The following is a 12,797-nucleotide window of genomic DNA, read 5'->3' on the forward strand; positions in this document are numbered from 1 at the left end:
ATATTCCGAAATCGTGAGCGCGCCCCTTAGCCACGCGCCGGCCGCTGCCCCGTCAGACAGTTCGCCATGATGCGGACCGCGGCGCCGATCTCGTTCTCGCGCCAGGCCGCGAAGCCGAGCAACAGGCCGTGGTCGTGCGGCCGCTCCAGTGCGAGGCTCGACAGCGCGCGCACCTCCACCCCGGCCGCGACCAGCCGCGTCACGGCGCTCTGGTCCGCGGCGCCATTCCTGAAACGCGCGATCAGCTGCATGCCGCCCGGCGGGACTTCGGCCGTGAGCACCGGCTCGAGCTGCCTTGCCAGCGCCGCCGCGAGGTGGTCGCGGCGCGCGCGATAGATCCGCCGCATCCGCCTGACATGCGCCAGGAAATGCCCGTCGGCCATGAAGCCGGCCAGCGCGTCCTGGACGTGCACGGAGGCGACCAGACCGAGATGGCGCTGCGCGATCTCCATCGTCCGAGCCAATGACGGCGGCACCACCAGATAACCGATGCGGATATCGGCGGTCATCGCCTTGGCGAAGGTGCCGAGATAGAGCACGCGTCCCTCGCGATCGAGCCCTTGCAGCGCCGGCATCGGGCGACTGTCATAGTGAAACTCGCCGTCGTAATCGTCCTCGACGATCCAGGTCTTGCCGGGCTCGGCCGCCGCGAGCAGCTCGGTGCGGCGCGCAACCGGCATCACCCGCCCGGTCGGATGCTGATGCGAGGGCGTCGTGAAGATGAGCTTCGGCGCGCGCGCTTCGCGCGTCCGCATCATGCCCCATTGATCGAGCCTGACGCCGACGACGTCGGCGCCGGCGGCGCGAAACGCCGCCGCGGCGCCGGGATAGCCGGGATCCTCGGTCCACACCGCATCACCAGTCACGATGGTGGTCGCGGCGATCAGCGTCAGCGCCGCCTGCGCCGTCGGCAGGATCAGGATCTGATCGGCCTCGGCGCGCACGCCGCGGCTGATTTCGAGGTAGTCGCGCAAGGCCTCGCGCAGGCTTGACCGGTTGATGACAGTCTGGTCGTTGAAGCGACGGCGCAACGCGCTGCGGCGCAAGCAGCGCGCCCAGATCTCGTGCGGAAACTCGCGCGCATCCGCAAGCCCGGGACGAAGCGGCCGGAAATCGGCCTGGTAGGACAGCGGCCAATCCGTGTCGGAGAGCTGCAAGGCCCAAGGCGACAGCTGCGGCTTGCGGGCGGCATCGCGCCGCGGGGCCGGCACGGCCCTTGCGAAGCGCGCCTCGATATCGTCGGTGACCACCGGCCGCCGCCGCGCGGCGACGCGCAGATACCCCTCGGCCGCGAGCTGCTCATAGGCGTGCGTGACCGTGTTGCGCGACACGTCGAGCTCGGCCGCAAGCGTGCGGCTCGACGGCAGTACGGCCCCGCTCCTGATCCGGCCGCCCGCCATCAGCCCACGCAGCTGCTGCGTCAGCTGCGCGGTCAGCCCGGCATCATCGGCATGCTTCAGCGCGAGCAATTCGGCGAGGATCAATCTGGCTCTCTCGGTCTGACAAATCTGGCTCTTTCTATAGAGCCAGCGCGATCCTATTCACAACCGGTATCGCCTGCAAGGATGCCGCCCGTGAACTCATCGCTCTCCCCTGCCAAAGCCGCCGCCTTGTTCATCGTCGTGGTGCTGGCCTGGGGCATCAACTGGTCGGTGACGAAATCGCTGGTCGAGGCGGTACCGCCGCTGTGGACCGCATCGATCCGCAGCGGGGTCGCCCTGATCGCCCTGCTGGTGATCCTGCGCGCCAGCGGCAATTTGATCATTCCGCGGATCGCCGACGTCCCGGTGGTACTCAGCGTCGCGCTCTTGCACATGACGTTCTTCTCGACACTGGTCGCCGCCGGCCTGCGCTATCTGCCGGCCAGCAAGGGCGTCGTGCTCGGCTACACCACGCCGCTCTGGGTCGCGCTGGCCGCGGGCGCGGCGCGAACCGAACGGCTCGGCGCGCTCAAGCTCGTCGGCGTCGCGTTGGGACTCGCCGGGCTCTGCGTGATCCTCAACCCGGCATCGCTCGACTGGAGCAATCTGCATGTCATCGCCGGCGCCGGCATGATCATCATCGCCGCGATCTGCTGGGCCGCTAACATCATCTATATCCGCTCGCACCGCTGGATCGCGACGCCGCTGCAGCTGTTGCTGTGGCAGGTGCTGGTCGCGACGCTGGTGCTGACCACGACGGCGCTGGTCACCGAGGGCGTGCCCACGGTGACCTGGTCGCCGCACCTCGTGCTGCTGTTCCTCTATTCCGGCTTCATCGGCACGGCGCTGGCCTATTGGGCGATGTCGATGGTCAACAAGAGCCTGCCGGCGCTGACGACCTCGCTCGGCACCACCGCGACGCCGATCGTCGGCATCGTGACCGCGGCGCTGCTGCTCGGCGAACCGATCGATCTTTCGCTGGCGATTGCCGCGGCGCTGATCGTCGGCGGGATTGCGCTGAGCTCGCTCGCCGACGCGCCGTCGCGCGCCTGAAGCGGAATGAGTTTTTGGTTGAATCGGCTTGCGGCGGTTTCGTTTCACCTCTTCCCATCGGGGAGAGGTGAACCTTCGACGCCGTTCCGGGCAGGCCCCGATTAGACGCTTACAGGGTGGAAGCGGACGTCAGCCAGCCGACAATCTCCGCTAAGACCGTCGAAAATGACCCATCTCGGACCTTCTGCCATTCGCTATCGGCGCGGCACGCCCATACTTGGCGATGCGCCGAACGACAGAAACGCTATTTCGTGACCAGATGCTTGGTCGGTGTCACGGTGCTGTCGGCCGGAGCCGATGAAATTGAGAACGTCAACCAGGTATTCCAGCCCGACGTATGATTTATGATTTACGGGTCATCGCGTGACCTTCGGTCAGCAGGCCATAGCCAGTGCAGCAAGTCCGTGTCACATCGGTAACAGCTCGAAATTATTGGTGGTTACGACGCGCGGCTAGGAAATGGTACGCGAGTCAGCATCACACCGCGGTCAAAACGGATTGACGTAATTCGTGATCGCGATCTGGCGCAATAATACCTTTCGGATCACATGCGCGGCCTTCACGTGATCCGTGAATATTGCAGCCGTTCCGGTGCTGCCGGCCGGCAGGCGATCCGCAAGCGCGGCATCGTCGAGCCTGACGCGCGCGACAAACGGCGCGGCCTCAATGCCCTTCGACTGAACGGCCAGACCGGAGGTCTGCACCTGGCCGGTCGCGATCGCCTGCAGCACGGTCTCCACCCTGCCGGTAAATACCTGGCCGGGAAGATATTTGAAGGTGACCTCAACATCCTGCCCCGGCGCGACATAGCGGGCATCGATCTGGGCGAGTTCGACGCCAATCAGGGTGTTCGACGTATCAATGAACGCCATCACCGGTGCCAGCGGCAGATTAGCGACGCGCGCGCCCTTGCGCAGCGCGAGGTTGGTGACGTAGCCATCGGCCGGCGCACGTATTGTGGTCTTGTCCAGATTCCACTGCGCGCCTTCAAGCTGCGCCTTGAGCTGATCGACTTCGGATTGTCGCTGCTCGACGTCAAAGCCGCGGCCCGAATCGCGTTCGAATAATTGCGTCATCTGCGCCAGGCGCGTCGCCGAAAGCTTCAACTGCGCCTGGATCGCCTTGACCTGCGCGTCATAAGGGACGGGATCGATACGGAACAGGATGGCGCCGGCCTTGAGCGGCGCGTTGGCCGTGACGGGTACATCGATCACCTCGCCGGCGACATCGGGGACGATCGCCACGGAGTTGCGCACCACCACGGCGGATCCCTGCGGCGCGCCCCATCCCATCGGAATGAACAACCCGACCAGCAAAAGCAGGAGCACGATGACCGGCGAACTCTTCCAGAACAGATTGAAGCGGACGACGTTCAGCTTCACCAGCAGGAAAAGAATGACGAGATAGACGTTGAGCAGGACCACGATCATCGCGCGGTCTCCCGTTGCCGCGGGGCGGGCACATCGACATAGGCCCAGATCAGCGCAACCGGCCACAGCGCAAAGCCGCAGATCAAAGTGATCCAGCCTGCCGCTCTCACCGCGTCGGCCCAGGGATGTCCACGCGTCCTGGCGATATGGCCGGGAAACCAGCCGGCGATGCAGAACATGGCGATCGCGCTGGCGGCCAGAACGATCAGGACGATCCAGGCGAAGATATCGAGGCCGTTCATCGCCGTCCCCTTAACTCACCGGCTGCGGTTCGGGAAATTTCCACTTGCCATTCAGGATTTCGGGGCGCGGACGATAGAGCCGTACGGTGTAATTCCAGCCTTTTGTGACAGGCAAACAATTCGGCACTTTGCCATCGCAACCGCCAAACTGGATGGCGATGGCACCGTCGCCGCTCTTCTCGGCTGTCAGATTGTTAAGCGTGTAGGCATCATACGAGTTCTTTTCGAAGTACCCCGCCTCGTTGTACACGCTGACCGACCAGAACGCGTCAACCGGCACATCTTTGACGTTGAGCTTGTAGACTGTCGTTCCATCGTTCCGGGCGGGTGTGATATTGAGATACGTCGCGTCCTTGTCGGGATTGCCGCCCCAAGCCGCGGCCGTCGCGACCAAGTGTCGCACTGGATCAACCTGCTCCTTCGTTCCGAAAGCTCTCTTAAAGTCTGGTATCGTCGAACCGAGCACCAGAAGCGCGTCGCGAACCTTCTTCTGGCTTGCGGCATCCCACTTCGGTGTCTCAAATTTGCCGATGCTCTTTTGGCTTACCTTGATCGCGTCCTGCAAAGCGTGAACCTGCTTAACATCTTTTGGGTCAGCAGGATTCACCAGGGTGCGAATGGCGAACACGACATACCGTGTACCGATTTTTTCCTTTGTGACGGTATGGGAGCCTCCTCCGTAGAACACTGGCGGTGCATAATGATCTTCATTGATGACCAGCAACGACATGAAACGCTTGCCTGCATCGGGAAGCGTAATGGTCACGGGACCGCCGTCTAGATCGAAAACGCCCGACGAATACAGCGTGTCTCGATTGAGACGAACTACAGTCTGGCTATCTATCGACGCGGGTTCGCGGCGGTGAATGAGCTTTCCAAAGCCTCCATCTTTGACGATATTGCCCATATATAAGTCAGTCTCGGCGCGGATGAAGTTATCGACCGTGACCGGCATCTCGCCCATCGACGACTGCTCAGCAGATTGTGCATGACCTATGCTGATAGCGAACGATAAGATCACAGCGCGAACGACGGATTTGACTTTCATTTTCCTCGTTCCTTTTTATTCTTCTCAAGGTGGCAGCCTCACAACTATACTCGAAAATGGTGACCTAGCTATCCGAACTTCATCAGTCATGAGGATACGACATGCGTAAGTTGCTGTTTGGGGCCCTTTCGTTGCTGACTGCCGCAACCTTGATACCCGCCTACGCACAAAGCCAATCGGATCCGAAGTACTCCGCCAAAGTCCCGCCCTACATAACGACGCCCGACAAGGTTGAGACCAGCATCGGCACTCTCAAATTCTTCGACGGCCTGCCTGATGCCGAGACTGCGCAGAAAGTCTACGACAACCTGGACCGCGCTCGCGGAATGGAGGCGTTTCTATCTGGTATGCCGGCCGCCTCGATTTACGCGATGTGCGAAGGTCTCAGTCAAATCGGCGTGAAGCGCAACGAGGTAATTGGTATCTTCGCAGACCTGATGGACGCTCGTTCGCTCTTTCTGACCGCGAACACCACCACGATCTACGTCAGCGCGTGCATGGACCTCAAGGATGGGCCAATGGTCCTGGAAGTACCGCCGGGCGTTCTGGGTCCAGTTGACGACGCCTATTTCCGCTGGGTCACGGACGTTGGATTGACCGGCCCCGACAAGGGACAGGGTGGCAAATATCTATTCGTTCCGCCGGGCTACAGCGGCAATCTGCCATCCCAAGGATATTTTGTTATCAAGTCCCCTACCTACAGCAATTGGTTGCTATCCCGCGCCTTCGTCGAGGGCGGGGATATGGCCGCCGCCTCAAACGGCGTCAAGGCAAGGGCCAAAATCTATCCGCTAAGCGCTGCCGGCAATCCACCGCAGCAAAAGTTCGTCGATCTGTCGGGAATGCAATTCAATACGATCCACGCCAACGACTTCCATTTCTACGAAGAACTAAACGAAGTGATCCAACACGAACCGGCAGATGCTTTTGACCCGGAGATAGTTGGCTTGTTCGCGGCGATTGGCATCAAGAAAGATAAACCGTTCGCGCCAGATGCTCGGTTGAAGAGCATTCTTGTTGATGCTGTCGCAATTGGTAATGCGACCGCACGCGCAATATTGTTCGCTCCACGAGATCAGGAAGTAAAATTCTATTCAGATCGGGAATGGGGCAACGGGTTCGTGGGCGGCAGCTACGAGTTCTTGAACAATGGAGAGCGCATGCTCGATGTTCGGACGCGATTCCATTACTATGCGACGGGCATCACACCCGCGATGGCATTCGCAAAGCCGGGAACCGGGTCAGCGTATGCGTTTGCTGGTCGGGACGCGAAGGGCGAGTATCTGGACGGTGGAAAGACCTACAAGGTCACGCTGCCCGCTCCAATACCTGCGGCGCAGTTCTGGTCGTTTACTGTCTACGACGGACAAACCCGTTCGATGCTGGAAACCGACCAAAAGCTCGCCGGCCTCGATAGTACCCAGAAGGACATAAAGAAAAATTCCGATGGCTCCGTGACGGTGTGGTTTGCTCCAAAGCCACCAGCCGGACATGAAACTAATTGGGTTCAGACCATGCCAGGAAAAGGTTGGAACACTCTCTTGCGCCTATACGCGCCGCTGGAGCCTTGGTTCGATAAAACTTGGAAGCCGGGAGATTTTGAACGGGTTGATTGATGTTGGAAAGAGCGTGCAGCGATGTCCCTTAATGGCCCATCGCGACATACTGCGCTGCCGCACGAACCTGGTCGCCATAGGAGCAAAGCGGACGTAGTCACCAGTCACATGACGCCGCCGGGTTTATAGGCACACGGCCTAATCTCATCACGCTTTAGACCATGATTCGGAAAAGCGTGAAGCGACTTTCCGTCGCGACAAACGCGGAATGGCTTTGCGCGGAGATCATGCTCAAACAAGAGCTTCAGGCCGTCGCAAGCGGCCTGACCCGCAGCGCGCCGCGCAGGCCGGCGCCGGTGCCGAGCATGATGCCGGCGATCGCGATGAAGGATGACAGCGACAGTGTCGACAGTCCGGTGAGCCCCTGCCCGACCGAGCAGCCGAACGCCATCACGCCGCCCGCGCCCATCAGCGCGGCGCCGCCTGCCGAGCGCAGCATGTGCTGCGGCGACCGGTAGCCTTCGAGCTGGAAGCGCCCGGTGGCGAGCGCCGTGACCGCGCTGCCGGCAAACACGCCGAACACGGTGACGATGCCGAAATTGAGCGTCGAGCCGGTCGACAGCATCACATATTGCAACGCGTCGGCGATCGGCGCGATGAAGGTGAGCGACGTCACCGGCACCGGATTGAAATCATCGGCACCGAGATAGCCGGTCGAGTACCAGCCGCCCGCCACCAGCACGCCGACAATCAGGCCGGCCGCGATCTGGCCGGGCGACTTGCGGAACGGCGCATGAGCAAAGGCGAAGATGATCAGGACGGCTGATAGCACCGAGGCCGCCACCATCCGCGCCGGCACAGGGCCGAGGCCGATGCTTGCCAATAGCGCCGGCGCCGAATTGGCTGATACCGTGGCCTGCGATGCCTGCACCATCGCGATCCGCATGGGCGCGATCAGGCCCTTCAGTGTCATCTCGGCAAAGATGCCGAGCACGATCACGACCACGAAGGAACGCAGATTGCCGCGCCCGAGCAGCACCAGCGCCCGCGAGCCGCAGCCATTCGACAGCACCATGCCGTAGCCGAACAACAGCCCGCCGAGGAACATCACCGGCGCCGAGAACGACGGTTGCAGATAGATCGACTTGCCGAGATCGACGAGACCGGCCGCTGCCAGGACCTGCGATGCCGCGATCGCAACCCCCATCGCCAGCGCGTAGGTGCGCACCAGCCGGCCATCGCCGTCCGCCCACCAGCCGCGCAGGCCGCTCATCATGCAGAAGCCGCTGACCAGCCCGACCGAGCCATAGATCAGGCCGATGACCAGGGCGGCGAGGATGACGATCGTGGCGGGGTCCATGACAATCCTTCAATTGCCTTCGTCATTGCGAGCGAAGCGAAAAGCGCGCCGCAAGGCCCGCGGATCGTGGCGGCCAAGTGGCCTCAGGCCATGACTAGTCGACTGGCCGATCAATTCAAGGGGCTTGTTGCGGGAGGCCTAGAGCCCCGTTCCGATCGAATCGGAACGGGGCTCTGGATTCTTGTTTCGACGCGTTTTCTTCACGCGAACCGGTAGCCACTTCGCTTGAAAACGCTCTACTCAGAGCTGCGGCGGCGGGGCCGTACCCAGAAGCGCTTCGATCGACAGGCCAAGCCCGAGCAATCTGGCATCGCTGCCGACCGGACCGTCGAGCTCGAGCCCGACCGGCAGGCCATCGGGCGTCATGCCGGCATAGAGCGACAGCCCGGGAAGGCCGGCATTGCTGCCGGGATCGGTGTTGCGGATCATGGTGCCGAAGGTCAGCACCGGCTCGCCGCCATTGACCGACATCTCGCCGGACCCGGTCTTCTCGTCGATGACAGGCGCAGGCGCGATCGTGGTCGGAAACAGGATGGCGTCCAGTTTGTTGTCCCTGAGATACGCCGCATAGATCGCCTGCAGCGCCGGCCGCTGCACCTTGATCGCATCGTCATAGGCGGCACCGAAGGCGTCCGCCGTGATGGCGCCGAAAGCGCCGACGACGTCGGGACTGGCGACGCGGGCCGCGATATCGGACAGCGTGATCCCCTCGATCCCGGAGGCCTTGAGCCAGGCCGGGATATCGGCGATCGGTTCATGCAGCGCGACCACGAACGACACCTTGCCGTTCTGCTCGAACAGCTCAGGCATATCGACATCCACCAGCACCGCGCCGGCCGCAATGAGCCGCGCGCAGGCGGTGCGGGCAACAGCTTCGACATCGCGATCGAGGCCGCTCCAGAAACAGCCGGGAATGCCGAGACGCACGCCGTGTAGCGGAATGGCTGACGCCAGCGGCGTGCCTGTGATCACGGCATCGAGCAGCGCGACATCGGCGACCGTGCGTCCCATCGGGCCGACCGTGTCGCGGGTATGGCTGATCGGAACCACCTGGTTGTCGTCGTGATAGCGCCGCTCGGCACCGCCATTGCCGACCGAAGGCCTGAGGCCCACGGTCCCGGTCAGCGCGGCCGGCACGCGGGTCGAGCCGCCGGTGTCCGACCCGAGGCCGCAGCTGGCGATACGCGCAGCGATCGCCGCCGACGTTCCGCCGGACGACCCGCCCGGGATCCTGTTGGTGTCGTAGGGATTGCGCACCGGTCCCGCGAACGGCGCGAGGTTGGTGCTGGTGATGCCGAAGGCGAGCTCGTGCAGATTGGTCTTACCGATGACGACGGCACCGGCATCGAGCAGCTTCTGCAGCGACGGCGCATTGCGCGCAGGCCGCGCGTGTTGCAGCGCCGGGGTGCCGCCCGATGTCGGCAGGTCTGATGTGTTGATGTTGTCCTTCACGACGATCGGAAGCCCGGCCAGCACGCCCGTGCGCGTGCCGGCATCGACCTGGCGCGCCGCAGCCAGCGCGCCGTCGCGGTTCAGCAAAATGAAGGCGTTGAGGTGCTTGAGCCGCTCCGCGCGATCGAGCGCCGCCTCGACGACGCTGACCGCCGTCACCCTGCCGTCGCGGATATCAGCCACGATTTTCGCAGCGGTTGCTTCGTTGGTATCGGCCATGGAAACCCCGCGCCCTTTTGGATTGCGGGCGAGAGGCTATTCTTTCGGCCGCTTGTCGTAAACACGTTTCGCCTTGCCGAGCGAACGTTCCAATGTCTCGGGCGCGACGACGCGGACGCGGGTCGAAATGCCGATCGTGTTCTTGATGAAGGCGGAGACTTTCTCGGCGTGCGCGGTGAGCCCCTCGCCGTCCCAGCTCTCGGGCCGGGCTTCGGCGAGCACCGTCATCTCGTCCATGCGGCCCTCGCGGGTGAGTTCTATAACAAAGTGGCCGCCGCACCAGTCGGTCGCAAGCAGCGCTTCCTCGATCTGGGTCGGGAACACGTTGACGCCGCGCAGGATGATCATGTCGTCGGAGCGGCCGGTCACCTTCTCCATCCGCCGCATGCCGGGCCGCGCCGTGCCGGGCAGCAGCCGCGTCAGGTCGCGGGTGCGGTAGCGGATGATCGGGAAGGCTTCCTTGGTCAGCGAGGTGAACACCAGTTCGCCCCTCTCGCCGTCGGGCAGCACCTTGCCGGTCAGCGGATCGATCACTTCAGGATAGAAGTGATCCTCCCAGATGTGCAGGCCGTCCTTGGTCTCCACGCATTCCTGCGCGACACCGGGGCCGATCACCTCCGACAGGCCGTAGATATCCGTCGCATCCATGTCGAAGGCCTGCTCGATCTCGACGCGCATCGCGTTGGTCCACGGCTCGGCGCCGAAGATGCCGAACTTCAGCGACGACTTGCGCGGGTCGAGCCCTTGCCGCTTGAACTCGTCGAGGATCGCCAGCATGTAGCTCGGCGTCACCGTGATGATGTCGGGCCGGAAGTCGTTGATGAGCTGCACCTGCCGCTCGGTCATGCCGCCGGAGATCGGGATCACCGTGCAGCCGAGCCGCTCGGCGCCGTAATGCGCGCCGAGGCCGCCGGTGAACAGGCCATAGCCATAGGCGTTATGCATTAACATGCCCTTGCGGCCGCCGGCGGCGCGGATCGAGCGCGCCATCACGTCCGCCCAGGTATCGATGTCGGCCCTGGTGTAGCCGACCACGATCGGCTTGCCGGTCGTGCCGGAGGAGGCATGGACGCGCACCAGCTGCTCGCGCGGCACCGCGAACATGTTGAAGGGATAATTGTCGCGCAGATCCGTCTTCACCGTGAAGGGAAATCTTGCGAGATCGGAAAGCTGCCTGAAGTCGGAAGGATGCACGCCAGCGGAGTCGAACGCCTTCCTGTAGTGCGCGACATTGTCATAGGCGTGCTTGAGCGACCAGGCCAGCCGCCTGGTCTGCAGCGCCATGATCTCGTCGCGCGAGGCGCGTTCGGCCGCATCGAGCTCGGCGTGATAACCGCCGTCCTTGACCTTGAGCTTTGCCGTTGCCATCGACGTTTCCCCTGAAGCCTTATGCCTTGATGTCCGTGTCCGGCAGCCAGCTGCCTTGTATCACGCGCGAATGCCCACGAAACTCGGCGATCACGCTGTCGCCGGCGGTGACGCGCACGTCGTAAATTCCCGAGCGGCCGCTGCGCGAGATCTCGCGCGCGGTCGCCACCAGACGGTCGCCGAGCTTGCCGGGCCGGATGAAGGTGACGTTGCCCTGCGCCGCCACCGCGCGATCGTTGCGGCTGTTGCAGGCAAAGGCGAAGGCTGAGTCAGCGAGCGTGAAGATGTAGCCGCCATGGCAGATGCGCTGGCCATTGACCATGTGCGGCTGCACCGTCATCGCCATCACCGCCTGCCCCGGCTTGATCTCGACCAGCTCCATGCCGAGACCCTTGCTGGCGTCGTCTTCCTTCCACATCGCATCCGCGCAGGCGCGGGCGACATCCTGGGGCGATAGCGTGGCCTTCACATTCACCTCGAACTCCCTCTGCGCGGGCCCGTTGCGACGGGCTTCTTGCTGTCACGTCAGTGTTGGGCGCGACACCGGAGGTGTCAACGCGCGAATAGAACTAGACGTGGTCGTAGTCGACCACGACCTTACCGGAGCACGGCTTGGCCTGGCAGGTGAGGATGAACCCCGCCTTCAGCTCCCACGGCTCCAGCGAATAGTTCAGATCCATCGGTGCCTCGCCTTCGACGAGCTTGGCGCGGCAAGTCGAGCACATGCCGCCCTTGCAGGCGAACGGCAAATCCATGCCGGCGCGCAGCGCGGCATCGAGGATCGACTCGCCGTCGGCCACCGGGACCTCGCGGCGCTTGCCGTCGATGATCAGTCCGGCGATCGCCTTCGGCGGCGCGCCGGCCGGCACGACCACTTTCGCTCGCGGCTTGCCGCCGAATTCCGACACGAAGCGCTCGACATGAATGCGGTCGGCGGCGATGCCGATCTCGCGGCAGGTCGCCTCGATCGTCTCGCTCATCGCGGCCGGGCCGCAGACGAAGACATGATCGACCGTCGCGGCCGGCACCAGCGAGCGCAGCAGCACCCGCACCTTCTCGCCGTCGAGCCGGCCGTGCAGGATCGGGATGTCCTGCTCCTCGCCCGAGATGACGTGGAACACCGACAGCCGCTGCATGAAGCGGTCCTTCAGCTCCTCCAGCGCCTCCCGGAACAACATGCCCTCGGTGGAGCGGTTGCCGTAGAACAGGAAGAAGCGGCTGTCCGGCTCGCGCGCCAGCACGCCCTTGATGATCGAGAGGATCGGCGTGATGCCGCTGCCGGCGGCGAAGCCGACATAGGTCCGCGCCTCGCCGGGCGCATGCGCGACGCCGAAACGGCCGGTCGGCGTCATCACGTCGAGCTCGTCGCCGGCCTTCAGCTCGTCGGCGGCCCAGTTCGAGAAGGCGCCGCCATCGACCTTCTTCACCGCGATGCGCAATTCGCCGTCGTCGGGGCCGGAGCAGATCGAGTAGGAACGGCGGACTTCCTCGCCGTCCATCGTGGTGCGCAGCGTCAGATACTGGCCCGGCGTGAAGCGGTAGTCGTCTTGCAGATCGTCAGGGATCGCAAAGGTCATCGAGATGGCATCCGACGCCTCGCGGCGCAGATCGCTGACGGACAGACGGTGGAATCGCGGGGTCGACATGG

11 protein-coding genes are annotated in these 12,797 nt (G+C 63.5%); 2 read left to right on the forward strand and 9 right to left on the reverse strand.

Features of this window, described 5'->3' with window-relative positions; all coding sequences use genetic code 11:
* Nucleotides 1-26 precede the first annotated feature (26 nt).
* Nucleotides 27-1,484: a MocR-like pyridoxine biosynthesis transcription factor PdxR gene (gene pdxR, locus HAP47_RS29080; protein WP_173641643.1), complete on the reverse strand. Its 1,458-nt coding sequence runs from the start codon at nucleotides 1,482-1,484 to the stop codon at nucleotides 27-29.
* Nucleotides 1,485-1,565: 81 nt separating this feature from the next.
* Here pdxR and HAP47_RS29085 point away from each other — a divergent pair, with 81 nt between their 5' ends.
* Nucleotides 1,566-2,474, forward strand: a complete 909-nt coding sequence (locus tag HAP47_RS29085) for a DMT family transporter (protein WP_173641642.1) — start codon at nucleotides 1,566-1,568, stop codon at nucleotides 2,472-2,474.
* Nucleotides 2,475-2,962: 488 nt separating this feature from the next.
* Here HAP47_RS29085 and HAP47_RS29090 read toward each other — a convergent pair whose 3' ends face one another.
* Genes HAP47_RS29090 through HAP47_RS29100 form a run of 3 tightly spaced genes read right to left on the reverse strand, consistent with a single transcriptional unit; the run spans nucleotide 2,963 to nucleotide 5,194 of the window.
* Nucleotides 2,963-3,904 (reverse strand): HlyD family secretion protein, encoded by a 942-nt coding sequence (locus HAP47_RS29090; protein WP_173641641.1) that lies wholly within the window; start codon nucleotides 3,902-3,904, stop codon nucleotides 2,963-2,965.
* Nucleotides 3,901-4,146, reverse strand: a complete 246-nt coding sequence (locus HAP47_RS29095) for a DUF3302 domain-containing protein (protein ID WP_173641640.1) — start codon at nucleotides 4,144-4,146, stop codon at nucleotides 3,901-3,903. Before HAP47_RS29095 ends, HAP47_RS29090 begins: the two co-directional genes overlap by 4 nt.
* 10 nt (nucleotides 4,147-4,156) lie before the next feature.
* A complete protein-coding gene (locus tag HAP47_RS29100; protein WP_173641639.1) occupies nucleotides 4,157-5,194 on the reverse strand; it encodes a DUF1254 domain-containing protein in 1,038 nt (345 codons plus the stop codon).
* A 101-nt stretch (nucleotides 5,195-5,295) separates the two neighbouring features.
* On the opposite strand from HAP47_RS29100, the gene HAP47_RS29105 reads away from it, so the two are divergent.
* Nucleotides 5,296-6,810: a DUF1254 domain-containing protein gene (locus tag HAP47_RS29105; RefSeq protein WP_173641638.1), complete on the forward strand. Its 1,515-nt coding sequence runs from the start codon at nucleotides 5,296-5,298 to the stop codon at nucleotides 6,808-6,810.
* 244 nt (nucleotides 6,811-7,054) lie between these two features.
* Here the strand turns inward: HAP47_RS29105 and HAP47_RS29110 are convergent, their stop codons facing one another.
* From HAP47_RS29110 to paaE, 5 genes are all read right to left on the reverse strand, one after another.
* A complete protein-coding gene (locus tag HAP47_RS29110; RefSeq protein WP_173641637.1) occupies nucleotides 7,055-8,110 on the reverse strand; it encodes a YeeE/YedE family protein in 1,056 nt (351 codons plus the stop codon).
* A 240-nt stretch (nucleotides 8,111-8,350) separates the two neighbouring features.
* Nucleotides 8,351-9,781 carry an indoleacetamide hydrolase gene (gene iaaH / locus HAP47_RS29115; RefSeq protein WP_173641636.1) on the reverse strand — a complete coding sequence of 477 codons (1,431 nt, stop codon included), beginning with the start codon at nucleotides 9,779-9,781 and terminating at the stop codon, nucleotides 8,351-8,353.
* A 36-nt stretch (nucleotides 9,782-9,817) separates the two neighbouring features.
* Entirely contained in the window at nucleotides 9,818-11,149 is a 1,332-nt protein-coding gene (gene paaK, locus HAP47_RS29120) for a phenylacetate--CoA ligase PaaK (RefSeq protein WP_173641635.1), read from the reverse strand.
* Between the two features lie 19 nt (nucleotides 11,150-11,168).
* Entirely contained in the window at nucleotides 11,169-11,624 is a 456-nt protein-coding gene (gene paaI / locus HAP47_RS29125; RefSeq protein ID WP_173641634.1) for a hydroxyphenylacetyl-CoA thioesterase PaaI, read from the reverse strand.
* Between the two features lie 94 nt (nucleotides 11,625-11,718).
* Nucleotides 11,719-12,795 carry a 1,2-phenylacetyl-CoA epoxidase subunit PaaE gene (gene paaE, locus HAP47_RS29130; RefSeq protein ID WP_173641633.1) on the reverse strand — a complete coding sequence of 359 codons (1,077 nt, stop codon included), beginning with the start codon at nucleotides 12,793-12,795 and terminating at the stop codon, nucleotides 11,719-11,721.
* Between the last annotated feature and the right edge of the window lie 2 nt (nucleotides 12,796-12,797).

It is taken from the genome of Bradyrhizobium sp. 41S5 (assembly GCF_011516665.3).
Lineage (GTDB): Bacteria > Pseudomonadota > Alphaproteobacteria > Rhizobiales > Xanthobacteraceae > Bradyrhizobium > Bradyrhizobium quebecense.

What these genes read in the sequence shown, in the direction of transcription:
- HAP47_RS29085 (WP_173641642.1), top strand. Translation starts at nt 1,566, where the DNA reads ATGCCGCCCGTGAACTCATCGCTCTCCCCTGCCAAAGCCGCCGCCTTG.
- HAP47_RS29090 (WP_173641641.1), bottom strand. Translation starts at nt 3,904, where the DNA reads ATGATCGTGGTCCTGCTCAACGTCTATCTCGTCATTCTTTTCCTGCTG.
- HAP47_RS29095 (WP_173641640.1), bottom strand. Translation starts at nt 4,146, where the DNA reads ATGAACGGCCTCGATATCTTCGCCTGGATCGTCCTGATCGTTCTGGCC.
- HAP47_RS29100 (WP_173641639.1), bottom strand. Translation starts at nt 5,194, where the DNA reads ATGAAAGTCAAATCCGTCGTTCGCGCTGTGATCTTATCGTTCGCTATC.
- HAP47_RS29105 (WP_173641638.1), top strand. Translation starts at nt 5,296, where the DNA reads ATGCGTAAGTTGCTGTTTGGGGCCCTTTCGTTGCTGACTGCCGCAACC.
- HAP47_RS29110 (WP_173641637.1), bottom strand. Translation starts at nt 8,110, where the DNA reads ATGGACCCCGCCACGATCGTCATCCTCGCCGCCCTGGTCATCGGCCTG.
- iaaH (WP_173641636.1), bottom strand. Translation starts at nt 9,781, where the DNA reads ATGGCCGATACCAACGAAGCAACCGCTGCGAAAATCGTGGCTGATATC.
- paaK (WP_173641635.1), bottom strand. Translation starts at nt 11,149, where the DNA reads ATGGCAACGGCAAAGCTCAAGGTCAAGGACGGCGGTTATCACGCCGAG.
- paaE (WP_173641633.1), bottom strand. Translation starts at nt 12,795, where the DNA reads ATGTCGACCCCGCGATTCCACCGTCTGTCCGTCAGCGATCTGCGCCGC.